Here is a 26,521-nt window from a genome sequence, read left to right as displayed (position 1 = left end):
GAGCGCGTCCGCGTCGTCCTGCGTCGGGCAGGCGACCCGCACGATCTGGCAGCCGGACGCGGTCAGTTCCGCGATCTGCTGGAGCGTGGCGCCGATGTCGGACGTACGGGTCGTCGTCATCGACTGCACCGACACCGGCGCGTCCCCGCCGACCGCCACGGATCCGACCTGGATCTGCCGGCTCTTCCGGCGCTCGGCGAGCTTGGTCGGAACGGACGGCATGCCGAGAGAAATCGCAGTCATCTGCTGTGCAACCCCAAGTCGTGGATCAAGATCCGGTCCCGTCAGGCATCGGGCTCCAGGCTTCGAGATTACGGCACGGCCCGGCGCCCCAGCACATCCCACCCGTAAACCCACTCAATGGGAGGCGGCCCGGAACACAGGGTTCCGGGCCGCCTCGAAACGCTGCGTGGCTAGGAGATTTTCACCGGGTTAACCACGTCCGCGATCAACACGAGGATGGTGAAGCAGACGAAGATCCCGGCCACCACATAGGCCACCGGCATCAGCTTCGCCACGTCGAACGGACCCGGGTCCGGCCGGCGCAGCACCCTGGCCAGGTTCCGGCGCAGCGACTCCCACAGGGCGCCCGCGATGTGCCCGCCGTCGAGCGGGAGCAGCGGGAGCATGTTGAACAGGAAGAGGGAGAGGTTGAAGCCGGCGACCAGCATGACGAACATCGCCAGCTGCTGGGTGGGCGGGATGTCGAGGGTGAAGATCTCACCGCCGACCCGGGCCGCGCCGACCACGCCCATCGGGGAGTCGGGCTGGCGGGGGGCGTCGTTGAAGGCGGCGTTCCACAGGGCGGGGATCTTGCCGGGGAGGGCCGCGATGGAGTCGACGGCCTCGCCGAGGCGGTCGCCCATCCAGGTCACCGACTCGCCGAAGTCCTGGCGCACGACGCCGTTGGCGGCGCTGAAACCGAGGAAACCGGCCGAGGTGTAACCGTTGACGATCTGCCCGTGGGAGTCCTTCTTCGCCACCTGGTTCTCGACGAGCGTCGCGCGCAGGGTCAGCTCGTGGCCCTTGCGTTCGACGACGATGGGCACCGTCTTGTCGGGGTTGGCGCGGATCAGGTCGGAGAGCTTGTTCCAGCTGTCCGTCTTGATCCCGTCGAAGGAGACGATCTTGTCGCCCGCCTTGAGGCCCGCGGCGGCGGCCGGGGACTCGGGGTCGGACTTCTTGCAGGTGTCGCGGTTCTGGGTCTGGGAGATCACGCACTTGGAGACCGAGCTGACGGTGGTCGTCTGCTGCGTGATGCCGAAGCCCATCAGCACGGTGAGGAACAGCACCACCGCGAGGATCAGGTTCATGAAGGGACCCGCGAACATCACGATGACCCGCTTCCACGGGGCACGCGTGTAGAACAGGCGGGTCTCGTCGCCGTCCTGGAGCTCCTCGAAGGCGGCCGAGCGGGCGTCCTCGATCATGCCGCGCCACGGCGAGGTGGAGCGCGCGGTGATCCGGCCGTCGTCCCCGGGCGGGAACATGCCGATCATGCGGATGTAGCCGCCCATCGGGATCGCCTTGAACCCGTATTCCGTCTCGCCCTTCTTGCGCGACCAGACGGTCGGGCCGAAGCCGACCATGTACTGCGGCACGCGGATGCCGAAGAGCTTGGCGGTGGAGAGGTGCCCCAGCTCGTGCCAGGCGATGGACACCAGCAGTCCGAGCGCGAAGACGCCTATGCCGAGGATGAACATCAGGGTCGTCATGCACGCGCCTCCGCGGTCGCCGTCTGCGCTGTCAGTTCCCGGGCCCGGGCCCGCGCCCAGGTCTCCGCTTCGAGGACGTCCGACACCGTGAGTGAAGTTCCCGTCCCCGGCGTGCCGTGCTCCTCCACCACCCGGGTGACGGTCTCCATGATCCCGTTGAACGGCAGCGCGCCGGTGCGGAACGCCTCCACGCACTCCTCGTTGGCCGCATTGAACACCGCGGGGGCGGTGCCCGCGAGCTCACCCACGTGGCGCGCCAGGTTCACCGAGGGGAACGCGTTGTTGTCGAGCGGGAAGAACTCCCAGGTGGAGGCCTTGCTCCAGTCGAAGGCGGGCGCCGCGTCGGGGACGCGTTCGGGCCAGCCGAGACCGATGGCGATCGGCCCCCGCATGTCGGGGGGCGTCGCCTGGGCCAGTGTCGATCCGTCCGTGAACTCAACCATCGAGTGGACATACGACTGGGGATGCACGACCACCTCAATGCGGTCGAAGGGAATGTCGTAGAGCAGGTGCGCCTCGATGACCTCCAGGCCCTTGTTGACGAGGGTCGCGGAGTTGATCGTGATCACCGGGCCCATGGCCCAGGTGGGGTGCGCGAGGGCGTCCTCGACCGTGACACCGGCCAGTTGCTCCTTCGTACGGCCACGGAACGGGCCGCCGGAGGCGGTGACGACCAGCTTGCGCACATCGGCCCGCGACCCGGCCGCGAGCGCCTGGAAGAGCGCGGCGTGCTCGGAGTCGACCGGGATGATCTGACCGGGCTTGGCGAACTCCTTGACCAGGGGGCCGCCGACGATGAGCGACTCCTTGTTGGCGAGCGCGAGGGTGCGGCCGGCCTCCAGGGCGGCGAGCGTGGGCGCGAGGCCGATGGAGCCGGTGATGCCGTTGAGCACCGTGTGGCAGTCGGAGGCGGCGACCTGGGTGGCGGCGTTCGGGCCGGCGAGGATCTCGGGGAGCGGTTCACCGGTGCCGTACCGGGCGCCGAGCGCCTCGCGCAGCGCCGGTACGACGTCCTCCCGGGCGACCGCGACGGTCCGCGCCCGCAGCCGGTGCGCCTGCTCGGCGAGGAGGGTCACCCGGCCGCCGTTCGCGGACAGGGCGGTCACCCGGAAGCGGTCGGGGTTGCGCAGCACGAGGTCGATGGCCTGGGTGCCGATGGACCCGGTGGAGCCGAGGATCACCACGTCCTTGGGACCGTCCCCCGCGAGAGGGTCGTAGACGAGGTGCGGGTCGGCGAGGGGCGCCGGACTGGCGGGACTGTCGGTCATCCCCCCATTGTTGCCGCATCCGGCGGCCGGAAGGACAGCGCGTCCCTCGCGCGGGTGCCTTATCTGGATTCTCCACCTGTTGTCCATATTCGGACACCGCGTCGAACAGGTCCTGCTTCTGGTCGACACGGTGTCCGGCGGCCGGTACCGCTACCGCTGAGCCGCTGAGCTAGCGGACCGGTCGGTGCACGTTCTCCCGTGCGCTGGGGCCCGGGGTCGCGTCGGCGATCCACGGGCCGTCGCCCGACGGGTCGACGATGCCCTGTTCCAGCCACTCGTAGGCGCCGCCGAGGACGCCCTTGACCACCTTGCGGTCGAGGTCGTCGGTGTTGTGCCAGAGCCGGTCGAAGAGTTCCTCGACCCGGATGCGGGACTGGCGGCAGAAGGCGTCGGCGAGCTGGTAGGCCTCGCGGCCGTGGTCGCCCTGGCTGCGCAGCAGCTCGGCCCGGACGCAGGCCGCGCTCATCGCGAACAGCTCGGCGCCGATGTCCACGATCCGGCTCAGGAAGCCCTGCTTGGTCTCCATCCGGCCCTGCCAGCGGGACATGGCGTAGAAGGTGGAGCGGGCGAGCTTGCGGGCGTGCCGCTCGACGTAGCGCAGGTGGCCGGAGAGGTCCACGCCGTGCTTGAACTGGCTGTACGAGGAGGGCAGCTGCCCCGGGCCCGCGACCAGTTTCGGCAGCCACTTGGCGTAGAAGACACCGGCGCCCGCGCCCGCCTTCGCCTTCTCCGGCAGGGTCTTGTCGGGGTCGATGAGGTCTCCGGCGACCGAGAGGTGGGCGTCTACGGCCTCGCGGGCGATCAGCAGGTGCATGATCTCGGTGGAGCCCTCGAAGATCCGGTTGATGCGCAGGTCGCGCAGGATCTGTTCGGCGGGTACGGCGCGCTCGCCGCGGGCCGCGAGGGAGGCGGCCGTCTCGAAACCGCGGCCACCGCGGATCTGGACCAGTTCGTCGGCCATCAGCCAGGCCATCTCGGAGCCGTACAGCTTGGCGAGGGCGGCCTCGATGCGGATGTCGTTGCGGTCCTCGTCGGCCATCTGGCTGGACAGGTCCAGTACGGCCTCCAGCGCGAAGGTGGTCGCCGCGATGAAGCTGATCTTGGAGCCGACCGCCTCGTGCAGCGCGACGGGCTTGCCCCACTGCTCGCGGGCCGCCGACCACTCGCGGGCGATCTTCAGGCACCACTTGCCGGCGCCGGCGCACATCGCGGGCAGCGACAGGCGGCCGGTGTTCAGGGTGGTCAGGGCGATCTTCAGGCCCGCGCCCTCGGGGCCGATGCGGTTCGCGGCGGGGACGCGGACCTGGTGGAAGCGGGTGACGCCGTTCTCCAGGCCGCGCAGGCCCATGAAGGCGTTGCGGTTCTCGACCGTGACGCCCTCCGAGGCGGCCTCGACCACGAACGCGGTGATCCCGCCCTTGTGCCCCTCGGACTTCGGCACGCGCGCCATGACCACGAGCAGGTCGGCGATCACGCCGTTGGTCGTCCAGAGCTTCACCCCGTCGATGACGTAGTCGTCGCCGTCGGGCACAGCCGTGGTGGCCAGCCGGGCGGGGTCGGAGCCGACGTCCGGCTCGGTGAGGAGGAAGGCGGAGATGTCGGTGCGGGCGCAGCGGGGCAGGAAGGTTTCCTTCTGCTCCTGGGTGCCGAAGATCTTCAGCGGCTGCGGTACGCCGATCGACTGGTGGGCCGACAGCAGGGCGCCGACCGCGGGGTTAGCGGAGCCGGCCAGGGCGAGGGCCTTGTTGTAGTAGACCTGGGTCAGGCCCAGGCCGCCGTACTTGGTGTCGATCTTCATGCCGAACGCGCCGAGCTCCTTGAGCCCGTCGATGACCTCGTCCGGGATCTGCGCGTCCCGCTCGATCCTGGCGCCGTCGATCTTCGTCTCGCAGAAGTCGCGCAGTTTGGCGAGGAACTCCTCGCCGCGCTGGGCGTCCTCGTCCGCGGGGAGCGGGTGCGGGTGGATGAGGTCGAGCCGGAAGCGGCCGAGGAACAGTTCCTTGGCGAAGCTGGGCTTGCGCCAGTCCTGTTCCCGGGCGGCCTCCGCCACCTGGCGGGCCTCGCGTTCGGTGACGGTGGGTTTCTTGGTGCTGGGGGCGGACATGAGGCTCACCTCGCCGCGAAGAGGGATGATTGCGGACCGTTCGTTACCGACCAGTGCTACTGGATCGTTGGTACCCGAAACGGGCCGCGCCCACCAGTCCTACCGCGTCCGTTCGGCCCAAACCCCGTCGCTCCGCGGCTTGCGGGGTCGTCCGCGCAGACCGTTTCCTCGCCCCCGCCGCCCCTACCCTTCCCGTCCCCAGGGGCTCCCGCCCCTTCAACCCCACCGGCGGCTCCGCCCCCAGGACCCCCGCGGGACTCCACCCCTGCACCCCCGGGAGCTAGCGCCCCCACGCCCTGCGGAGCTCCGCCCCTGCCCCCCACAGGGGCTGCCGCACCCTGGACGGTACGGGGCTCCACCCCCGAATCCGTCTAGGCGCTGCCGCCCCCAAACCCCGCGAGGCCCCACCCCTGCACCCCACCGGGAGCTGCCGCCCGCACGCCCTGCGGGACTTCGCCCCTGCACCCCCACAGGGGCTGCTGCCGCACCCGGGACGGTACGGGTCTCCACCCTCGAATCCCGCCAAGCGCTACCGCCCCCAGAACCCGCGGGGCCCCACCCCTGGACGTCCACGGGGCTATGCCCCTGCACCCCACCACGGGCCACGCCCGCCGAATTTCCACAGGGCTACGCCCCAGCACCCCACCAGGGGCCACCACCCCGCGGACCCCTGCGGGGCGGCGCCCCAGCACTTCACCGGCGGCCACCGTGTATCGAACCCTCGCGGGGCTACGCCCCGGCACCCCACTGGCGGCTACCGCCAACCGGACCCCCGCGGGCCTCCGCCCCCGCACCCCCGGGAACTGCCCCCCGAACCCTGCCAGGGCCGCGTCCCCGCCCCCGCTTCGCCAGGGCACCCTCGGCCCCAAGTGCCGGACAGGCTGGAACCGGGGTCCCTCGCCCGTCCGGCCAAGGGGCTGGTCAGCCGATGTCGATCGAGTACGACTTGGTGTCTAGTCGGCCGGAGCCCTTGAAGACCTCGGTGCCGGATTCGATGCCGGAGACGTACTTGTCGTTGGTGAGGAGTTGGCGGCGGACCAGGGCCTGGGTGAAGTCGTCCAGGTTGAGGGTGGCGCCGGTGGTGTTGGCGCGGCGGACGAAGGAGTAGACGTTCCAGCCGATGTTGCCCCGGTAGATGTCCCACATGGCGCCGTCGAGGCTGACGCTGCCGTACTTGGTGCCCAGCGGGCCCGCGCCGCCCTGGTGGTTGAGCCAGATCATGATCTCGTCGGTGGGCTGGTCCTGCCAGTCCGCGGTGTTCTTGGCGTGCAGCCACAGGTCGTAGGCGACGTTCATGGTGCCCGGGCTGGAGCTGAGCGAGAAGTTCCACTTGGCGGTGACCTTCTTGCGGTCGCCGACCCGGATCGGCAGCCCGGTGGTCGCCTTGTCGACCTTCCAGCCCCAGTGCCAGCCGAGGACGGTACTGGCGTACGACTTGACGTCCGAGTCGGTGCCCTTGCTGTTGTTCGCCCAGGTGTAGTTCGTGCCCCAGGAGATGGTGGAACCCGACGCCGAGTTGTCCCAGACGCACTGGGTGCCGGTGCCCTTGTCCTGGCCCCAGAGGTTGTTGTTCACGTAGTACTTGCCGAGCGTGATCGTGTCGAAGGCCGTGCACTTCTTGCTCGGCTCGCCGGCCTGCGCGACGGTGACGCCCGCGGCGGCCGCCAGGGCGACCGAGGCGGCGAGAAGCGTCTTCGCCTTCTTCGACAGGCGCGGTCTGCGGTGTTGCATCAGGGGTCCTTCCAAGGGACGGTTCGTGTAACGCCTCCCTGTGGTCGCGGCCCGCCGAAAGGTTGCCGTACTCCCGCGGGCCCTTCCGCGGACACCGGACACCTCCGTCTACACCCCGGCTCGTGAAATAGGTGTCGAAGCGCTTCGACAACCTATGGACACCCACCCTCGCTGGGGCTACTGTCGATACACCCTCACTCGCCCTTGTCAGCAACGCGCACTGTCGAAGCGCTTCACAAAGCTTGGAGAGCTGGATGGTCACCCTCGCCGAGGTCGCCCAGCACGCCGGAGTCTCGGCGAGCACGGTGAGCTATGTCCTCAGCGGCAAGCGGTCCATCTCCACCACCACCCGGCAGCGGGTCGAGCAGAGCATCCGGGAGCTCGGGTACCACCCGAACGCGGGCGCCCGCGCCCTGGCCAGCAGCAGGTCGAACATCATCGCGCTGATGGTCCCGCTGCGCACCGACATGTACGTGCCGGTGATGATGGAGATCGCCATCGCGGTGGCCACCACCGCCCGCACGCACGGCTACGACGTCCTGCTGCTCACCGGCGAGGAGGGCCCCGACGCGGTGCGCCGGGTCACCGGCAGCGGACTTGCCGACGCGATGATCCTGATGGACGTAGAACTGGATGACGAGCGGCTGCCGCTGCTGCGCCAGACCGACCAGCCCTCCGTCCTCATCGGTCTGCCCGCCGACACCACCGGCCTGACCTGCGTCGACCTGGACTTCGCGGCGACCGGCGCACTGTGCGTGGAGCACCTGGCGAAGCTGGACCATCGTGACATCGCTGTCATCGGCGAGGCCCCCGCGGTCTACGAGCGGCACACCGGCTTCGCCGAACGCACCCTCGACGGCCTGCGCACCCGCGCGCGGGAGCTGGGCCTGAGGGTGCTGCACCGCCCGTGCGAGGGCGGGTACGACGCGATGGCCGTCACCCTCGCCCGGATCCTCGACGAACGCCCCACCACCACCGGCTTCGTGGTGCAGAACGAGTCCGCCGTCGAACCGCTGCTCGCCCTGCTGCGCCAGCAGGGCCGGGCGGTGCCCGAGGACGTGTCGGTGGTCGCGATCTGCCCGGAGCAGGTCGCCGTCCAGGCCTCCGTCAGGCTGACGTCCGTCGCCATCCCCGCGCAGGAGATGGGCCGGCACGCCGTGGAGCACCTGGTGGCCAAGCTGGACGGCCGCGGAGACGACGAGGTCGTGCTGATCGCACCCGAGTTGACCGTACGGGCGAGCTCCGGGCCGGCACCGGCCGGTTCCTGACCACAGTTCCACGCCGGAGCCGAGTTCCACGCCCGTAGTTCCGGGCCTCGAATGCCACGGCCGGAATTCCGGGCCCGGAATTCCAGGCCCGGAGTCACACGCGCCGCCCCTTCCAGGGCACCCCCATGCCTCCAGTCCCCGTCGGTACTCCCCCAGGAGCACGCCACGTGAATCAGCCTGCCGAACACCAGCCTGCCGCAGCGCGGCCCAAGGTCAGCCTCGCGCAGTCCTCCCCCACCGTCGGCTCGTTCCGCGAGCGGGACGGCGCGCTGGAGTGGAGCGGTCGCCAGGAGACGGTACGCATCGAGCCGTGGGGCCCGGACGCGGTCCGGGTGCGGGCCCGGCTCGGCGGTCCCGTGCTCGACGCCCTGCCGGGCGCCCTGCTGGAGACCCCGCCCACCACCGAGAGCACCGTCAAGATCGGGGACGGCGAGGCGCGGCTGACGGTCGGCGCGCTGACGGTGGAGGTCGACGCCGCGGGCCTGATCCGCTTCCTGCGCACGGACGACCTGTCCGAGCTGCTGGCCGAGGCGAGCGCCCACTTCTGGTGGCCGGGCTCCCGTCTGTACACGGCGGTCGGCAACGGCCACCACCGCCTGGAGCAGCGTTTCGCCGCCTACGAGGGCGAGAAGCTGTACGGCCTGGGCCAGCACCAGCACGGCCGTCTCGACCAGAAGGGCCTGGTCCTGGACCTGGTGCAGCGCAACGCCGAGGTCGGCATCCCGGTGCTCGCCTCCAGCCGCGGCTACACCCTGTTGTGGAACAACCCGGCGATCGGCCGGGTGGAGCTGGCGCACAACGGGACCCGCTGGGTGGCGGACTCGGCCCGCCAGCTCGACTACTGGATCACCGCGGGCACCCCGGCCGACGGCCAGCGCCGCTACAGCGCGGTGACCGGCCGGACGCCGATGCTCCCGGAGTGGGCGGCGGGCTTCTGGCAGTGCAAGCTGCGCTACCGCACCCAGGACGAACTCCTGGCCGTGGCACGGGAGTACAAGCGCCGGGGGCTGCCCCTCGCCGCGATCGTCTGCGACTTCTTCCACTGGACCCACCTGGGCGAGTGGAAGTTCGACCCCGCGGAGTGGCCGGACCCCGCGGCGATGGTCCGCGAGCTGGAGGAGATGGGCGTCAAGCTGGTGGTGTCCGTGTGGCCGTCGGTGTCCCCGCTGTCGGAGAACCACCCGGTGATGGAGCAGCGCGGCTATTTCATCGGCACGCAGTACGGCCCGATGGCGCACGCCGACTGGCCGGACAAGGAGGTCGCCGCCACGGTGCAGGTGGCCTTCTACGACGCCACCAACCCCGAGGCCCGGGAGTTCGTGTGGTCCCGGGTGAAGGAGAACTACCTGGACCCGTACGGCATCACGGCCTTCTGGCTGGACGCCTGCGAGCCCGAGCTGAAGCCGGGCTTCTCGGAGAACCTGCGCTACTGGGCGGGCCCGGGTCTGGAGGTCGGCAACATCTACCCCGCCGAGAACTCCCGCGCGTTCCACGAGGGCCTGCTGGCGGCCGGCGAGGACGAGGTGATCACCCTCAACCGCTCGGCGTGGGCGGGCAGTCAGCGCCACGGCGCCGCTCTGTGGTCCGGTGACATCGGCACGGACTTCCCGACCCTGCGCCGTCAGATCGCGGCCGGCCTGAACACCGCTCTGTCCGGTATCCCCTGGTGGAACACGGACATCGGCGGCTTCCACGGCGGCGACCCGGACGACCCGGCGTATCGCGAGGTGATGGTCCGCTGGTTCCAGTTCGGCGCGCTGTCCCCGCTGATGCGCCTGCACGGCTTCCGCGACCCGGGCATGCCGCTGGGCCCCGAAATGACCGGCGGCCCCAACGAGGTGTGGTCGTACGGCGAGGAGGCGGGCGCGATCCTGGAGCGGTACCTGCGGCTGCGCGAGCGCCTCAAGCCGTACGTCCTGGACGTGATGCGGGAGGCGCACGAGGAGGGGCTGCCGGTGATGCGGCCGCTGTTCATGGAGTTCCCCGACGACCAGGCGGCCTGGTCGGTCGACGACGCCTACCTGTTCGGGCGGGACCTGCTGGTCGCCCCGGTGCTGACGGCGGGGGCCACCGCCCGCACGACGTACCTCCCGGCGGGCGCCCGCTGGACGGACGCGTGGACCGGGGCGACGTACGAGGGCGGTACGACCGTGACGGTCGACGCCCCCCTGGACCGCATCCCGCTGTTCCTGCGGGACGGGGCACGGCTGCCGGTAGCGGAGTAGCCGTCCCCGGATGCGGAGGTGCGGCCGGTCCCGTAGGGGAGGGACCGGCCGCACCGGTATGTGCGGGAGCGGCTCAGCTGCTGCTGACGGTCTCGCTGTTGGTGGTGAAGTTCAGCCCACCGGACGAGGACGTGATCTCGAAGCCGAACTGCACGTCACCGATGGTCACGTTGCCGAACCACCCCTTGGTGTCCTTGATCCACTTCAGGATCGGCAGGACGTTGACCGTGCCGGAGGTGGAGTTCGAGGTGCGGACGAACGAGAAGACGTCGTTGGAGCCGTTGTTGCCCTTGTAGACGGTCCAGGTGTGGCCGCCGAGCGTCAGGTTGCCCTGCGAGGTGCCGAGGGGGCCGACGGCTCCGGTCTTGTTGACCCAGAGCATGATCTCGTACTTGTAGCCGGTGTCCCAGATGTCGTACGACGTGTTGTACGCGCCGGAGGACGGGACCGTGACGTTGTAGCTGCTGGTGAGCGAGGACAGCGAGGTGATCGACTTGTTCACCACCTTCTTGGCGTTCGGGTAGGACTTGATGCCGCCGGTGTTGGGGTGGTTGGCGTTGACGCCCCAGTTGGTGCCGGAGTTCGCCCAGATGCACTGGCTGCCGGCTCCGGAGCCCCAGATGTCGTTGTAGAGCGTGTAGCCGTTCAGCGTGGTGTTGCCCCACTGGTCGCAGGAGCTCCAGACGGCGGCCGAGGCGGGGGCGGAGGCGAGGCCGACGGTGGCGCCGAGGGCCATCGCCGGGGCCAGTACGGCCATCGTGATCCTGCGCAGCGTGCGAGTTGCCATGGTGTCCCTTCCATGGGTGGGGGGATTGCGCGGGGTTACCACGTCCCCAGGGTGAGGACGCGGTCTTCTCCGGCGACCAGGTCGAGCGGCTGTGCGCCGGAGGAAGTCCTGAGTTCGACGCGGTGACTGCGGGTGGGGCGCAGCACCGCGGTGGCCGTCTCGCGGCTCCAGGTGAGGTCCAGCTCCGCGCCGAACCGGGTGAGTACACCCCGGATCCGGCCCTGCGGGTACGCGGCCGGGAGCGCGGGCAGCAGGATCAGGCGGTCGGGGGTGGAGTGCACCAGCATCTCGATCAGCACGGCGGGCAGGGTGTGGGCGGCGTCCGCGTTGTAGACGTCGCGGCCCGGGTAGTGGGCGCTCATCAGGGAGGCGTGGAAGAAGTCGCCGTCCAGCACGTTCGCGAGCGCGCGGGCGACCCGGTCGCCGTCCCGGAGGCGGGCCGCGATCAGGGCGTGGTGGAGGTGGCCGTGGGCGGAGTCGTTCTCGGCGCCGCGCAGTTCCAGGGCGCGGTGGGCCGCGGCGGCCAGGTGCGGGGTGTCGTAGGGGTTGATCTCGTCGAGGGGCCAGACGCCGTAGAGGTGGCTGAGGTGGCGGTGGTCGTAGGTGTCGTCCAGGCCCGGCCAGGCCCATTCGGCGAGGGCACCGTCGGTGTTGATCCGGTGGGGCGGGAGCCGGTCGGCGAGGGCGCGCCAGCGGTCGGCGTCGGGGGTGTCCGGGTGGTGGCCGGCCGCCGTCCGCAGGGCGTGGCGGGCCGCCGAGAGGTCCATGGCCGCGTTGATCGCGCCCCAACTGGCGCCGGCGGGGCGGTTCTCGGGTGAGTAGGAGGGGACGACGACCAGGTGGCCGGCGTCGTCGGTGCGGGTGAGGAAGTCCTCGTAGAAGCGGGCGGTCTCGGCGAGGACGGCGGCGGTGCGCGGATCGCGTTCGCCGCGGGTCTCGTCGTGGTCGACGAGGGGCTTGAGCAGCCAGTCGGCGCCGGCGGTCCACAGGTGCAGCGGGTACTCGCGGCTGAAGTGGTACGTCAGCCCGGACTCGCCGTCGGTGTGCGCGGGGGCGACGGCGCCCCGGGCCCCGAAGACGGCCCTGGCGTTCTCCCGCCAGTCGGGGAGCTGCCGCCCGACGAGACCGGCGAGCGCCTCGGTGACCTCCGGGAGGGCGGCGGCCGACGCGGAGGCGGTCTGGAGGTTGAGGTTGGCGTCGTTGGTGAACGCTCCGGACCAGGCGGTGTTCCAGTCGCCGGTCCACAGGCCCGTGAGGCGGGGCGGGTTGAGGCCGGCCGAGGACAGCAGGTGGTAGCGGCCGGCCGCGAAGAGCCGCTCCAGGAGGGCGGCGCTGTGCGGGTGTTTGAGCAACTCCGAGCCGGGCAGCGTGCGTTCGTCCGGGTCGGCGGCGAGGTCCAGGGTGACGCGTTCGTAGGCGGTGCGGTGCAGGGAGACGTGCCGGGCGAGGAGGGTGCCGTACGACTGCTCGTCCCACGCCTCCCGCAGCTCCCGGGCCTCGGCCACCGTGTCCAGCTCTCCCGTGTGGCGGCGGACCCGGGTGAGGAGCAGCACCGACTCGGCGCCCGTGACGCGTACACCGGGCGGGGCGAGGCTCGTCGTGCCGCCCGTGACCACGACGAGGGTCACCCCGGCGTAGGCGCGGTCGCTGTCCGGGTAGCGGGCGCCCAGGGTGAGCAGAGCGCCCTCGGGGGTGAGGAGCGCGCCGTCGCCGACGCCGAGCCCGGCGGGCGCGTTCGGCAGCCGGGGGTCCAGGCTGATGTCGAGGGCGAGGGCGGGCGCCGTGACGGAGTGGACGATCAGGTCGTCGGCGCGGGAGACGAAGACGCGGCTGTCGAAGTCCGCGCACTCGGCGATCGTCTCGCCGGTGGTGAAGTCCACGGAGCGGCGATAGCCGTGGCAGGCGCCGGAGGGCCTGCGCAGCCGGATCTGGAAGGCCGGGTGGAAGGGCTGCACCCATTGCAGCGCGCGGCCGTCGGTGAAGTCCTCGGCGGCGGTGAGCTCGCCGGCGAGCAACCGGTCCTGGAGGGCCGGCAGTTCGGCGGCCAGCCGGGGCGGGCGTGCGTCCTCGCCGCCGTTGGGGCGGACCAGGGTGTGATGGGTGACGATCACCCGGTCGTCGTTCGGGTCACCGAACGCAAGGGTGCCGTGGCGGCCGTTGCCGCTCAGGAAGCCGTCCTCCCAGCGGGTGGCCGGGAGGGGTTCCCAGGTTCCGTGCGCGAGTTCCTGCCTCAAGGTGCCAGTACCGCCGTTCCATAGCGTCCGAGCGCGATCCGATCGGTGACAGTAGCCCCTGTGAGCAGGTCGTGATGGGTGCCGGGCACCTCGACGGTGACCGGCTCGCGCCCGTGGTTGAGCAGGAACAGCGATTCGCCGCGCCGGACGGCCTCGACCCCCGCGGGCAGACCGTCGAGCACCGGGCGGACGCCCGCCTCGTCGGCGATCCGGGCAAGCAGACCGCGCAGCGCCTCCGGCTCCGGGAGGGTGGAGACGTACCAGGCGCGGCCCCGGCGCAGTACGGCCGGCAGTCCGTCGAGTTCGCCGCCCTCGTAGGGGATCGTCTCGGCGACGGTGTCGGCGGCCTCGATCTCCTCCGACCACAGCGTGCCCCGGAAGCCGTCGCACTCGACGATCTCCCCCGCGTCCAGCGGCCACCATTCGTGCAGCGTGCGGATGCCGAACAGCTCGCGCAGCCGGGCGTCCATGCCGCCGGGGCGCACCCGGTCGTCCTCGTCGGCGACGCCGGTGAGGAAGCCGCAGACGAGGGTGCCGCCGCCGTCCGCGTAGGCGAGGAGATTGTCGATCGCTGCGTCCGTGAGGAGGTACAGCTGCGGCACGACGACGCACTTGTAGGCGGACAGGTCGTGCTCGGGGTGGGCGAAGTCGGTGGTGAGGTGGGACTCCCACAGGGCGCGGTGCCAGGCGTGCAGGACGGTCGGGTGGCCGGCCTCGGTGGAGAGGCGGCCGTCCTGGGCGCCGGCCCACCAGGCGTGCCAGTCGTGCAGGATCGCGATGTCCGCGGTGACGTGCCGGCCGGTCACCCGCGGCGCGATCTTCGCCAGCTCGGCGCCGAGCCGCTTGACCTCCTGGAAGGTGCGGCCGTGCTCGCCCGCGTGGCTGACCATCCCGGAGTGGAACTTCTCCGCGCCCTGCCGGGACTGGCGCCACTGGAAATAGCAGACGGCGTCCGCGCCCCGGGCGACGGCCTGGAGGGACCACAGGCGGTTGAGGCCCCTGGGCTTGGGGTGGTTCACCCCGCGCCAGTTGACCGGCCCCGCCGCCTGCTCCATCAGCATCCAGGGACCGCCCGCCTGGGAGCGGGTCAGGTCCTGGACCAGCGCGCCGTGCTGGGCGCCCAGGGGATCGCGCGGGTCGGGGTAGAGGTCGACGGAGACGACGTCCTCCTCCTCGGCCCAGCGCCAGGCGTCCTGGCCGAAGAACAGCGGCATGAAGTTGGTGGTGACCGGGATGTCCGGGGTGTGCCGGCGGACGATGTCGCGCTCGGCGGCGTAGCACTCCAGCAGCATGTCTGAGGTGAAGCGGCGGAAGTCCAGCACCTGGGCGGGGTTGTTCAGGTAGTGGGCGTGGCGCGGGGGCAGGATGCCGTCCCAGGTGTCGTAGCCCTGGCTCCAGAAGGCGGTGCCCCAGGCGGTGTTGAGGGCGTCGAGGCTGCCGTACTTCCCGCGCAGCCAGCGGCGGAAGGCGGCGGCGGCCTCGTCGCCGTAGTCGTAGGTGCAGTACTCGTTGTTGATGTGCCACATGGTGAGCGCCGGGTGGGTGCCGTAGCGGGCGGCGAGGTCCTCGGTGATGGCGGCGGCGTAGCGGCGGTAGGTGGCGCTGGAGTGCGCGAAGTGCTGCCGGCCGCCCCACCACTCGACGCGGCCGTCGGCGTCGCGGGGCAGGGTGTCCGGGTGCAGGCGGCCCAGCCACGGGGGCGGGGAGGAGGTGGGGGTGGCGAGGACGACACCGATGCCGTGCTCGTGCATGAGGTCCATGAGCCGGTCCAGCCAGCCGAACTCCCGGGCGCCCGGCTCCGGTTCCAGCTTCGCCCAGGAGAAGACGCCGAGGGTGACGGAGTTGACGCCCGCCTCCTTCATCAGCCGGACGTCCTCGTACCAGGTCTCCTCGGGCCACTGCTCGGGGTTGTGGTCGCCGCCGAAGAGGATGCGGCCGCGGGTCGCGTGCGCGAGCTCCGGCATCAGACCGGCTCCCCGTACTGGATGCCGCGGCCGTTGGTGGCGAGGTAGACGCGGCCGTGGATGCGCGGGTCGCCGGTGACGGTCTGGCCGGTCCAGCCCCACTGGTGGGCGTCGTCGTTGATCCGGGCCCAGGTCTTCGCCTCGTCGTCGGAGCGGTACACGGCGGTGATCGTCCCGGTGGAGCCGACCAGGTAGAGCGCGGGATACTCCGCGCCGTCGGCCGCCTTGCCGAAGCCGAGGGTGTACGCGGCCCAGCAGCTGCCGGCCTTGGCGAAGGTGCCGCCCCCGTCGGTGGATCGGTAGAGACCGTTCCACTTGCCGCTCAGCCACAGGTCACCGGACCTGCCCGGCGCCGCGACCAGCTGGAACTGGCTGTCCCCGGAGGGCAGCCCGGTCGCACGGTCCGTGAAGGAACGGCCACTGTCAGTGCTGGCGTATACGGTTCCTGTGTCGGTGTCGTACGCGTAGAAGAGCGTCGGGTCGGCCGGGTCGGCGACCGGCGTGGCGCCCTTCGGGAAGGAGGAGACCTCGGACCAGGTCGCGCCGTTGTCCGCCGAGCGGTGCGCCGCGTACTTCGTGCCGTCCCAGTGCACGAAGGACCACAGCAGCACGCTGCCGTCGGCGTTGGTGGCGATCGGCCCTGGTGCGTCGTGGGCGATGGAGGGCTGGGCCTCGAAGGGCGCCCAGGTCCGTCCGCCGTCGTTCGAGCAGGCGCCGTTGCCGTTGTCGCCCCAGCCGGCTCGGACGACGTACGACGGTCTGCCCGCGGCCTGCGCGAGTCCCGTCGCCGACCCGAACACGGGATTCGTGGCCATGCCGCGCGACGGCGAGGCGCTGAGCCGCTCGTGGTACATGACGCCGATGTCCCGGGACCCGCTGATCAGGTGCGCCTCCCCGACCGGGGGCGAGATCAGCTGGGTCACGGACGTCTCCTCCAGGCCGCGGATCCGCGGGGCCCAGTGCTTCAGGTCCCGTGTGCCGTAGAGGGTGGCGCCGGTGCCGTGAAGGACATGCCGGGAGTCGTACGGGTCGACGGCGACGGCCTGGATCCACCAGCCGAACTTGGGCTGGTCCCCGCCCCACTTCAGGAAGGGAGTCTCGGACACATCGAAGACAGCGGAGTCCTTCAGGGACGTCCAGGTACGGCCGCCGTCGGTGGTCCGGAACAGGGTGTCCACGGCCGCCCAGCGGTTGTTGGTGGAGACGACGACGGTGCCGGGGCGGCGGGCGTCGACGGCGGCCCCGCCGTAGCCGAAGGTGTCCGTGCCTCCCGGCTTCACCGGGGTGACCTCGGCCCATGTCCCGGTGACGGTGGCGAGCTTGTGCACACTGCCGTCGGACTGCCCGTTGGGCCCGGGTGCGTCGGCGTACGTCACGTACAGCTCGCGAGTGTGCCGGTCGTACGCGGCCCGGACCGGCACCTTGGCGGCGGTGCCGGCGGGCTGCCCGGGGACGGCCTCCCAACTGGTGCCGTCGGTCGTGCGGTACAGGTTGGCGGAGGTGCCGCCGCCGTCGCCCCAGCCCGCGTACACGGCGCGTCCGGCGGCGACGAGGAGGGTGACGCCCTGCCCGGAGGGGCTGGGCTGCGCCGGGAAGTCGCTGACGGCTGCCCAACTCGCCCCTCGGTCCGCGGACTTGAGTAGTCCGTCGTGGCGGGTGCCCAGCCAGAGGGTGTCGCAGTCGCGCGGGTCCACCAGGAGCCGCTCCCCGGTCCCCCGCCCGTCCTCGTTACCGCCCAGCTTCACGCTCAGGTCGGTGCGCTTCCAGGTGGCCCCCCGGTCCTCGGAGCGCAGCACGGCGCCGTTGCCTGCCCAGGACTGGGCGTAGGTGCCGAGCGCCAGGTACAGCCGGTCCGGGTGCGCCGGGTCGACCGCCAGGGCCTCCACCCCCAGGAGGTTCCAGTCGTCCCAGCCGAGCTGGTCCGTCAGCGGGATCCAGCGGGCCGCACGCCCGTCCCAGCGGTAGGCGCCGCCGATGTCGGTACGGGCGTAGGCGAGGCCGCGTACGGTCGGGTGGAACAGCACACCGGTGACGAAGCCGGTGCCGCCGATCACCGCGTTGCGCCAGCGGTACGCGGGGGGCGTGGCTTCGGCGGCGCGGGCGCTGCCCGGGAGTGCGGGGACCGTCGCCGCGGCGGCCGCGGCCGCCGTTCCGGCGAGGACGGTTCGACGGCTCAGGGGGGAGGCGTGCATGGGGTACCTCGCTGGGTCGGGGTCGGGATCCGGGTTCGGGAGGTGGCCGGGGTGGGTGCTGAGTGGGGCGGTCCGCTTGCCCACGCCGGCGGGGTGCCGCTGCGCCCACCCGTGCCGCCCAAGCGGCACGACTGCACGCAGCTACGCAGGCCGCGCTGCCCGGCGGGCGCCAACCGCACCGACCAAGGGGCGCGGGGAACTGCGCGACCAGCCACGACGGAGCCGCAGACGAAACGCGACCGGCACCCCGACGGCGCCCAACCCGCTCGGGCTTCAGCCCTTCACGGCACCGGTGAGCATGCCCTTCTTGAAGTGCTTCTGGACGAAGGGGGACAGGAAGGCGACGGGAAGCAGGGCCATCACCATGACCGCCATCTGGATGGCCAACCCCGACAACTGACCGGTCCTGATGGCCTGGCCCAGACCGACCGGCTGCTGCTGCCTCTGCACGAGCTGGATCATGACGTTCTGCAACGGCACCTTGTCCTGGTCGTTCAGGTAGATCGAGGCGTTGAACCAGGCGCTCCAGTACCCGACGGCGTAGAACAGCGTGATCACCGCGAGGACGGCCCGCGACAGCGGCATGACGATCTGCCAGAGGATCCGGAATTCACCGGCGCCGTCGATGCGCGCGCTGTCGATGAGTTCCTGGGAGATCCCCGTGAAGAAGCCGCGCAGCACCAGTATGTTGAAGACGCTCACCGCACTCGGCAGGATCAGCGCGAGGTAGGAGTCCATCAGGCCGAGGGACTGCACCAGCAGATAGGTGGGGATGAGGCCGGCGCTGAAGAACATGGTCGCCAGCAGCGTCATCAGGATCCAGCGGTGCCCGAGCGAGCCGCTGCGCGACAGACCGTAGGCACACAGGACGGACACCGTCATCGAGAACAGCGTGCCGACCAGCGTGATGAGGATGCTGATGACCGTGGCCCGGGTGACCTGGCCGCCGCTGAGCAACTCCTTGTAGGCGATGAAGGTGATGCCCTTGGGCACGATCACCAGGCCGCCCGCCTCGTCGATGGTCTTCCGCGAGGAGAGGCTGGTGACGACCACGATCCACAGCGGGAAGAGGACCGCCAGGCAGGCGAACGACAGGACCAGGCCCTTGCCCGCGAGGCCGGCCTTGGACGGCTCCTCCTCCCACGCAGGGCGCTCGGGCGCGGCCCACCGGTTCGGCCTGCTCGCCGGTTTGTCGATGACGGTGGTCACTTCTTGTACACCCCCTGCTCGCCCATGAGATGGGCCACCTTGTTCGCGGCGAGGACCAGGCCGATGCTGACCACGCCCTTGACCAGACCGGCGGCGGCCGCGTAGCCGAAGTTCTGGTTGTGCACGCCGTTCCACCACACGAAGGTGTCGAGGATCTCCCCGGCGTCCGGTCCGACGGCATCGCGTTGCAGCAGGATCTGTTCGAACCCGACGGTCAGGGCGTCGCCGACGCGCAACACGAGGAGCAGGGCGATCACCGGGCGCAGGGCGGGGAGCGTGACGTGCCACATGCGGCGCCAGCGTCCGGCGCCGTCCATCGCGGCGGCCTCGTACAGGTCCTGGGAAACCGAGGCCAGCGCGGCGAGGAAGACGATGATCCCCCACCCGGCGTCCTTCCACACGCTCTGCGCGGTGACCAGGAAGGGGAAGGTGTTCGGGTCGGTCATGATGTCGAGACCGTTGTACCCGTGCTGTCGCAGCAGCTGGGAGAGCATGCCCGCGCCGCCGAACATCTGCTGGAAGACGGCGATGACCAGCACCCAGGAGAAGAAGTGCGGCAGATAGAGAACGGCCTGCGCGACCGCCCGTACCCGGGGCCGGACCACGCTGTTGATGAGCAGCGCGAGGACGATCGGGATCGGGAAGAACAGCACGAGCTGAACGAAGAACAGCACCAGCGTGTTCTGGACGGCGCTCCAGAAGGCGGAATCCCCGAAGATCTCCTGGAAGTTCTGCAGGCCCACGAAGGGGCTGTGCAGGATGGAGACGATGCCATTGTCGCTGATGTAGGGGTCGTAGTCCTGGAAGGCGACGACGTTACCGAGGATCGGCAGGTAGTTGAAGACCAGGAGCAGCACGACGGCCGGCAGTGTCATGAGGATCAGCACGCGGTCGCGTCTGAACCTGAGCCGGAAGCTCAGCTTGCCGGAGCCTTGTTTCTCCCGGATGCCGGTGGCGTCGGCGGACGTCCCCGGGGTCTTCTCGAGCATGCTGGCCTCGGCACCGCTGCGAGGCACCGTGCTGTGGGACACGGCTGTTCTCCTTGCCTCGGAGCCTGATCAGCTCGCCGCCGAGCCGTTCTCGTCGAGCAGCTTCTTGTACCAGTCGCGCAGCTTGTCGCCGCCCCTGCTCTTCCAGTCGGAGATGGCCTGCTGCATGTCGCTGATCTTCTTGTGGCCGCGGACGATGTCGTCCTCGAGCTGCTCGAAGTTGTCCATGAGGTTGGTGTACCGGGAGGGCTCGGTGACCTGTAGGCCCCAGAAGGACGACTTCCTGGTGAAGGAGCCGACCCGCTGCTGCCACTCCACCATGCCCTTGGTGTAGTTGGGGAGGTCGGGGTGCGCGATGGTCGCGGCGGGGCTCGCGACCATGACGAAGGCGTTGAGGACCTCGTTGTTGCCCTTGTCGTTCTTGACGGGCAGACCGTCCTTGACCGTGTAGTGCGTGCCTTCGACGCCGTAGTTGGTCATCATCCATTCCTTGGTGCCGTACGGCGCCGCGGTGATGTTGGCGACCGCCAGCACGTCGTGGATGACGGACTCGGAGGCCTTCTTGTTGACGAAGGCGAAGATGGAGGCCGGGTTCGCGGCCCAGAACTTCGGGTCACCGCCGTCGTGGGCCCAGAGGTCCATGCCCCAGACCTTGAAGTCGGGGTGTTGGGTGATCTGGGAGGCCTGCCGCCCGTACCAGTTGGAGATGTCGTCGTTCCAGATCAGGAACTCGCCGGCGGCGAACAGGGGTGCCGGGTCGCCGATCTGGCTCTTGCCCAGCTTGAACTGGGGATGGACGTAGCCGGCGGCCATCAGCTTGCGCGCCCACTCCAGCGCTTCAAGGTACTCGGGGGTCTCGATCCGGTTGATCATCTTGCCGTCGACCACGGTCCAGCCGAGCGTCTTCTCCCCGCCGCTGATCACGCCGAAGGTGTTGAACGCGGTCCACTTCATGTCACCGCAGGCCCACCGCTTGGCCTTGGGAGCGTTGATCTCCTTGCACAGGGCCGTGAACTCGTCGGCGGACTTCGGGACCTCGTAGCCCTCCTTGTCGAAGATGTCCTGACGGTAGAGGGGCACGATGTTCTGGACATACGGGGCGGGCATCGGCAGGCCCAGCAGCTTGCCGCCGAAGATGGAGCGCTGCCAGGCGTCGCTGGGGATCGCCGCGAGGTTCGCGTACTCCTTGACCTTGTCCCCCGACAGGTAGGGGCCGAGGTCGGCGAACTTGCCGATGATGGCGCTGGGTATCCGGCCGGTCATGTTCCAGCCGGGGATCACCACCACGTCCGGGATGTCGCTGGAGGCGAGCACCGCGCCGAGCTTCTGGTCGTAGGTGTTGCCGTCCTGGTTGCGCCACTGGACGTCGACACCGGTCAGCGCGTTCATCGACGTGTAGTAGGGGTTGTCCTGCTTGGGCGGGGAGCCCCAGAACGGCGACATGATGGTGACCTTGCCGCCCTTGCCGAGCTTCTTCGACACCGAGGTCTTGAGGGTGTCGACGTCGAGCTTGGTGGTGAAGCCCATCGCCGAGCCGTTCTTGGACGGGATGTCCGGCTTCACCACGCTGCTGGCCACGTAGGCGGGCAGGATCTTCTTGGCAGCCTTGCCCGAAGTGGTCCCGTCCCGCGACCCGCTGTCCGACCCTCCGCAGGCCGTCAGCAGCGGCATCCCTCCCGCCACCGCTGCGGCGGCGACCGCCGTGGAGGCGAGGAAGCTTCTCCGGCTGGGAGCGGAGGCGGCGTTCGGCGTCATTGCGTCAACCCTTCATGGCACACCAGGACACCCGGCGGGAGGCCGTCGGCTGCGGTGTCTCGAGTGGAACTGGCTGAGCTGAAGCGGTTCGCAGCTGCTCTGGCGAGTCGTCGAAGCGCTTCGATGTTGCTGCGAGGTTAAGTGAACACCTGGGGGTGCACAAGGGTCGATTCCAAGATTCCTCCGGGGTGCCCGCCGATCCGCACGGCCTCATATGCGGCTTGAAATGTCAGTGAGAAGTCCGAGTTGTTGTCCCAGGGAGTCTTGACACCCACCCGGTTGTCGAATGAGCATCGAAGCGCTTCGAAAGCGCCTTGTCGTTCCATCCCAAGGGGAACCCGCCCGTGACCGAACACCTGCCGCCCGCGCCGCCATTCCGCGATCCGCAACTGCCGTTCGCGAAGCGCATCGACGACCTGCTGGCGCGGCTCACACTGGACGAGAAGGTCGCCTTCCTGCACCAGTTCGCGCCCGCCGTGGAACGGCTCGGCATCGCCGCGTTCCGCACCGGTCAGGAGGCGCTGCACGGTGTGGCGTGGATGGGCCCGGCGACGGTGTTCCCGCAGGCGGTGGGTCTCGGCGCGACCTGGAACCCGGACCTCGTCCGCCGGGTCGGCGAGGCGGTGTCCAAGGAGGTGCGGGCGATGCGCGCCCGCGACGACCGGGTCGGCCTCAACGTCTGGTCCCCGACCGTCAATCTGCTGCGCCACCCGTTGTGGGGCCGCAACGAGGAGGGCTACTCGGAGGACCCGAAGCTGACCTCGGCGATCGCCACGGCGTACACGCACGGCCTGCGCGGGGATCATCCGACCTACTGGCGCACCGCGCCGGTCCTCAAGCACTGGCTCGCCCACAACAACGAGACCGACCGGGCCACCTCCTCGGCCTCCGTCCGCCCGCGCGTGCTGCGCGAGTACGACCTGCGGGCCTTCGAGGAGACGGTCAGGGCGGGCGCGGTGGCCGGGGTGATGCCCGCCTACAACCTGGTCAACGGGCGTCCCAACCACCTCTCCCCGCAACTGCGCGAGCAGCTGCGCGCCTGGACCGACGAGGACCTCCTGGTCTGCTCGGACGCGGGCGCGCCCTCGAACCTGGTCGACGCCGAGCACTACTTCGACACCCACGAGGAGGCCACCGCGGCCGCCCTGCTGGCCGGCGTCGACAGCTTCACCGACCACGGCACGGACAGCTCGCGGATCGTCGCGCGGGTGCGCGGGGCCCTCGGCCGGGGCCTGCTGACGGAGTCCGACATCGACACCGCCGTCCGCCGTCAGTTGTCGGTCCGTTTCCGGCTCGGCGAGTTCGACCCGCACTACGATCCCCACCTGGGCACCGGCGAGTTCGACACCCCGGGACACCGCGCACTCGCCCGGGAGGCGGCCGAGCAGGCGGTGGTACTGCTCAAGAACGACGACGACCTGCTGCCCCTCGCCCCGGACACCCGGGTCGCCGTGGTCGGTCTGCTCGCCGACGAGTGCAAGCTGGACTGGTACAGCGGCACGCTCCTGCACCGGTCCACTCCTCTGGAGGGCCTGTACGAGCGGTTCGGCGCGGAGCGGGTGGAGTTCGCGGAGGGCGTGGACCGGGTCCTGCTCAAGACCGCCGCCGGTACGTTCCTGCACGTACCGCCCGCTCCGGAGACCTCGGACGAGGTGCGCGGCGCCGCGGGCGCCCTGGACCCGGCCCTGCTCGCCGGCCGCACCGACCTGCCCGCGCTCACCACCGACGCCACCGGCACCGAGTTCGCGCTCGTCGACTGGGGCGAGGGCGTGCTGACGCTGCGCGCACCCGACGGCCGCTGTCTGTCGGTCGCCGAGGACGGCCATGTCCGCGCGTCGGCCGACCAGCCGGGCGGCTGGGTCGTGCAGGAGACGTTCCGTCTGGAACCCCACCGGGACGGTCACCTCCTGAAGCACATCGGTACGGGTCGCCAGGTGTGTGTCGCCGCCGACGGCGTGAAGGTTGCCGACACGGCCGGCTCGGCCGGCGAGGTCTTCGAGGTCGTCTTCGCCGAGCGGGGCGAGGAGGCGGTGACCCGGGTGGCCGGCGAGGCCGACGTGGTCGTGGTGGTGGCGGGCAACGACCCGCACATCAACGGCCGCGAGACCGAGGACCGTACGACTCTGAACCTGCCCGCCCACCAGGAGCGGCTGCTGCGCGCGGCGCGGGCCGCGAACCCGAACACGGTGCTGGTGCTGGTCTCGGCGTACCCGTACGCGGTGGACGTCGCGCGGCTGCCCGCCGTGCTGTGGACCGCGCACGGCGGGCAGGCGGCCGGCACCGCCCTGGCCCGGGTCCTGGCCGGTGACGTCTCCCCCGCGGGCCGTCTCCCGCAGACCTGGTACGCGGCCGACGCCGACCTGCCCGACCTGCTCGACTACGACGTCATCGGCGCCCGGCAGACGTACCTGTACTTCGAGGGAACGCCCCTCTTCCCCTTCGGCCACGGCCTGTCGTACGCGTCCTTCACCCATGCCGACCTGGCGGTCCGGGTGGCGGACGACGCGGTGCGCGTGTCGTTCACGGTCACGAACACCGGTGACGTCCCGGCGGACGAGGTCGCCCAGCTCTACACCCGCGCGGTGGACCCGTCGTCCGTCCGCCCGCGCCGTGAGCTGGCCGCCCACCGCCGGGTCACCCTGGCCCCGGGCGAGCGGGCGGAGCTGAGCTTCGAGGTGCCCCTGTCCGCCTTCGAGTTCTGGGACGTGGCGCAGGGCCGGTGGCGCCGGGAGCAGGGCCCGTACGACCTCCTCGTCGGCGCCTCCAGCACGGACGTCCGGCTGCGCACGACCGTTCTCCTGGACGGCGAGCCCGCCGCCCCGCGCGCGGTGCTCCGGCGCGGCCTGGAGGCGGCCGACTTCGACGAGCAGTCCGGCGTCGCTCTGGTGGACCGTACGAAGGTGTCGGGTGACGCGGTGACGCCGGCGGACGGAGGCACCGGCGAACTGGTCTACCGCGACTGCGACTTCGGCGACGGCGTGACGGAGGTGACGGTCCAGGTGGCGGGTGAGGGCGTGGTCGAGCTGTCGCTGGACGGCGGCCCGGCGCTGGCGGCCCTGACGCTCGAGGAGCCCACGCCCGGCCCGTACGACTACATCTCGCTCGGCGCCGGGATCGTCGCCGAGGGCGTGCACGACGTGCACATCGGACTGCGCGGCCCGGTGCGGCTCGCGCGCGTCGGCTTCTCCGGTTGAGGGTCCGGACGAAGCCGGCACAAAGAAGGGGCCCGGCACCGGAAGGCATCGGTGCCGGGCCCCTTCGGGGCGCTCGGGGCGACTAGAGGGCGAGCCCGGTGAGGACCAGCACGCGCTCGTACGTGTAGTCGTCCATCGCGAACCTCACGCCCTCGCGGCCCACGCCGGACTGCTTGACGCCGCCGTACGGCATCTGGTCGGCGCGGTAGGACGGGACGTCGCCGACGACCACGCCGCCGACCTCGAGGGCGCGGTGGGCGCGGAAGGCGGTCTGGAGGTCGTGCGTGAACACGCCCGCCTGGAGGCCGTACTTGGAGCCGTTGACGGCGGCGAAGGCCGCGGCCTCGCCGTCCACCTTCTGCACGGTGAGGACGGGCCCGAAGACCTCCTCGCAGGAGATGGTCACACCGGCCGGTACGTCGGTGAGCACGGTCGGCGCGTAGGAGGCGCCGTCGCGGTCACCACCGGTGAGGAGGGTGGCGCCGGCCTCGACCGCTTCCTTCACCCACGACTCCACACGCTTGGCGGCGTCCTCGCTGACCAGCGGGCCGACGTCGGTCTTGTCGTCGGCCGGGTCGCCGGTGACCTGGGCCTCGACGGCGGCGACGATGCGCGGGAGGAGACGGTCGTGGACGGAGGCGTCGACGATCACGCGCTGCACCGAGATGCAGGACTGGCCGCCCTGGTAGTTGGAGAAGGTGGCGATGCGGGTGGCGGCCCAGTCGAGGTCCGCGTCGGAGGCGTAGTCGCCGAGGACGACCGCTGCGCCGTTGCCGCCCAGCTCCAGGGTGCAGTGCTTGCGCGGCACCGAGTCCATGATCGCGTAGCCGACCTTCTCGGAACCGGTGAAGGAGATCACCGGCAGCCGCTCGTCCTGGACGAGGGCGGGCATGCGGTCGTTGGAGACCGGGAGGATGCTCCAGGAACCGGCCGGCAGGTCGGTCTCGGCGAGCAGGTCGCCGATGATCAGGCCGGAGAGCGGGGTGGCGGGCGCCGGCTTGAGGATGATCGGGGCGCCGGCGGCGATGGCCGGGGCGACCTTGTGGGCGCACAGGTTCAGCGGGAAGTTGAACGGCGCGATGCCGAGGACGACGCCCTTGGGGAAGCGGCGGGTGAGCGCGAGGCGGCCCTGGCCGCCGGCGTCGGTGTCGAGGCGCTGGGCCTCGCCGCCGTTGAAGCGGCGGGCCTCCTCGGCGGCGAACCGGAAGACGGAGACGGCGCGGCCGACCTCGCCCCGAGCCCACTTGATGGGCTTGCCGTTCTCGGCGGAGATCAGCTGGGCGATCTCCTCGGTGCGCTCGGCGAGGCGCTTGCTGACGTGGTCGAGGGCGGCGGCGCGGATGTGGGCCGGGGTGGCGGCGAAGTCCTCGCGGACGGCGTGGGCGGCGGCGACGGCCTCTTCGACCTGGGCGTCCGTGGGCAGGCTGACCTTGCCGACCAGTCGGCCGTCCCAGGGGGAGGTGACGTCGAAGGTGTCCTCGCCGGTGACCTGGCGGCCGGCGAGCCAGAAGGCGTGGGTGGAAGTCATGTGCGTGTTCCGGCCCTTCCGTTTCGGGGGTGTGGCTGGGGTGCTCGGGTCCACGGTAGGGCGGGGGCGGCGGGAGAGCGCTTGTCCGAGTCGTACGGGTGCGGGTTGGCTGTACGCCGGTTTGGCGGGGTCGAGGCCGAGGCCGCGTTTTCCTCGCCCCCGCCGCCCCTGCCCTTCCCGTCCCCAGGGGCTCCGCCCCTTCGACCCCGCCGGGGGCTGCGCCCCCTGGACCCCCGCGGGGCTCCGCCCCTGGACCCCCGCGGGGCTCCGCCCCTGCACCCCGCCCGGGGCTCCGCCCCGGACCCCGTCGGCCTGAGCGGCCTCCTCCTCAAACGCCGGACAGGCTGATAAGAGCGGG

General features: G+C 70.9%; 16 protein-coding genes. 3 read left to right on the top strand and 13 right to left on the bottom strand.

The genetic code is table 11. The features are described 5' to 3' along the window. The 5 genes from ABZ915_RS35765 to ABZ915_RS35745 form a co-directional block, all read right to left on the bottom strand. Positions 1–243, bottom strand: a 243-nt coding sequence (locus ABZ915_RS35765) for a flavodoxin-dependent (E)-4-hydroxy-3-methylbut-2-enyl-diphosphate synthase (protein ID WP_359863214.1), incomplete at its 3' end; no start/stop codon positions are given. 170 nt (positions 244–413) lie between these two features. Next, positions 414–1,703, bottom strand: a complete 1,290-nt coding sequence (locus ABZ915_RS35760; protein WP_361812040.1) for a site-2 protease family protein — start codon at positions 1,701–1,703, stop codon at positions 414–416. An 8-nt stretch (positions 1,704–1,711) separates the two neighbouring features. Further along, complete coding sequence (gene dxr / locus ABZ915_RS35755) at positions 1,712–2,983, bottom strand: 1-deoxy-D-xylulose-5-phosphate reductoisomerase (RefSeq protein ID WP_361812025.1); 1,272 nt, start codon at positions 2,981–2,983, stop codon at positions 1,712–1,714. 169 nt (positions 2,984–3,152) lie between these two features. Next, a complete protein-coding gene (locus ABZ915_RS35750; RefSeq protein ID WP_361812022.1) occupies positions 3,153–5,087 on the bottom strand; it encodes an acyl-CoA dehydrogenase family protein in 1,935 nt (644 codons plus the stop codon). A gap of 921 nt (positions 5,088–6,008) precedes the next feature. Beyond that, complete coding sequence (locus ABZ915_RS35745) at positions 6,009–6,818, bottom strand: endo-1,4-beta-glucanase (protein WP_361812019.1); 810 nt, start codon at positions 6,816–6,818, stop codon at positions 6,009–6,011. 254 nt (positions 6,819–7,072) lie between these two features. On the opposite strand from ABZ915_RS35745, the gene ABZ915_RS35740 reads away from it, so the two are divergent. Both ABZ915_RS35740 and ABZ915_RS35735 read left to right on the top strand, forming a co-directional pair. Then, positions 7,073–8,086 (top strand): LacI family DNA-binding transcriptional regulator, encoded by a 1,014-nt coding sequence (locus ABZ915_RS35740; RefSeq protein WP_361812017.1) that lies wholly within the window; start codon positions 7,073–7,075, stop codon positions 8,084–8,086. Positions 8,087–8,253: 167 nt separating this feature from the next. Next, on the top strand, positions 8,254–10,311 hold the full coding sequence (locus ABZ915_RS35735; protein ID WP_361812014.1) for a glycoside hydrolase family 31 protein: 2,058 nt from the start codon (positions 8,254–8,256) through the stop codon (positions 10,309–10,311). Positions 10,312–10,384: 73 nt separating this feature from the next. On the opposite strand, the gene ABZ915_RS35730 is transcribed toward ABZ915_RS35735, so the two are convergent. The 7 genes from ABZ915_RS35730 to ABZ915_RS35700 form a co-directional block, all read right to left on the bottom strand. Beyond that, positions 10,385–11,098, bottom strand: coding sequence for a hypothetical protein (locus ABZ915_RS35730; RefSeq protein ID WP_361812011.1), 714 nt, complete (start codon positions 11,096–11,098; stop codon positions 10,385–10,387). Between the two features lie 35 nt (positions 11,099–11,133). Then, positions 11,134–13,332, bottom strand: coding sequence for a glycoside hydrolase N-terminal domain-containing protein (locus tag ABZ915_RS35725; protein WP_361812009.1), 2,199 nt, complete (start codon positions 13,330–13,332; stop codon positions 11,134–11,136). Next, the gene (locus ABZ915_RS35720; protein WP_361812006.1) at positions 13,329–15,296 is read right to left on the bottom strand and encodes a beta-galactosidase; all 1,968 of its coding nucleotides are present in this window, start codon (positions 15,294–15,296) and stop codon (positions 13,329–13,331) included. Before ABZ915_RS35720 ends, ABZ915_RS35725 begins: the two co-directional genes overlap by 4 nt. Next, the gene (locus tag ABZ915_RS35715; RefSeq protein WP_361812003.1) at positions 15,296–17,488 is read right to left on the bottom strand and encodes a 1,4-beta-glucanase; all 2,193 of its coding nucleotides are present in this window, start codon (positions 17,486–17,488) and stop codon (positions 15,296–15,298) included. The genes ABZ915_RS35720 and ABZ915_RS35715 overlap by 1 nt, the downstream gene beginning before the upstream one ends. A gap of 273 nt (positions 17,489–17,761) precedes the next feature. Then, a complete protein-coding gene (locus tag ABZ915_RS35710; protein ID WP_361812000.1) occupies positions 17,762–18,697 on the bottom strand; it encodes a carbohydrate ABC transporter permease in 936 nt (311 codons plus the stop codon). Next, complete coding sequence (locus ABZ915_RS35705; RefSeq protein ID WP_361811998.1) at positions 18,694–19,728, bottom strand: ABC transporter permease subunit; 1,035 nt, start codon at positions 19,726–19,728, stop codon at positions 18,694–18,696. The genes ABZ915_RS35710 and ABZ915_RS35705 overlap by 4 nt, the downstream gene beginning before the upstream one ends. Before the next feature lie 27 nt (positions 19,729–19,755). Continuing rightward, positions 19,756–21,441 (bottom strand): extracellular solute-binding protein, encoded by a 1,686-nt coding sequence (locus ABZ915_RS35700; protein WP_361811995.1) that lies wholly within the window; start codon positions 21,439–21,441, stop codon positions 19,756–19,758. A 344-nt stretch (positions 21,442–21,785) separates the two neighbouring features. Here ABZ915_RS35700 and ABZ915_RS35695 point away from each other — a divergent pair, with 344 nt between their 5' ends. Next, entirely contained in the window at positions 21,786–24,635 is a 2,850-nt protein-coding gene (locus ABZ915_RS35695; RefSeq protein ID WP_361811992.1) for a glycoside hydrolase family 3 C-terminal domain-containing protein, read from the top strand. Between the two features lie 82 nt (positions 24,636–24,717). Here the strand turns inward: ABZ915_RS35695 and ABZ915_RS35690 are convergent, their stop codons facing one another. After that, positions 24,718–26,163: an aldehyde dehydrogenase family protein gene (locus tag ABZ915_RS35690; protein WP_361811989.1), complete on the bottom strand. Its 1,446-nt coding sequence runs from the start codon at positions 26,161–26,163 to the stop codon at positions 24,718–24,720. Positions 26,164–26,521: the final 358 nt, after the last annotated feature.

Origin of the sequence: Streptomyces sp. NPDC046915 (assembly GCF_040644935.1) — a bacterium.
GTDB lineage: Bacteria > Actinomycetota > Actinomycetes > Streptomycetales > Streptomycetaceae > Streptomyces.
Note: the sequence above shows the minus strand (reverse complement) of the source record. Positions and strands in the feature narration are given on the sequence as shown.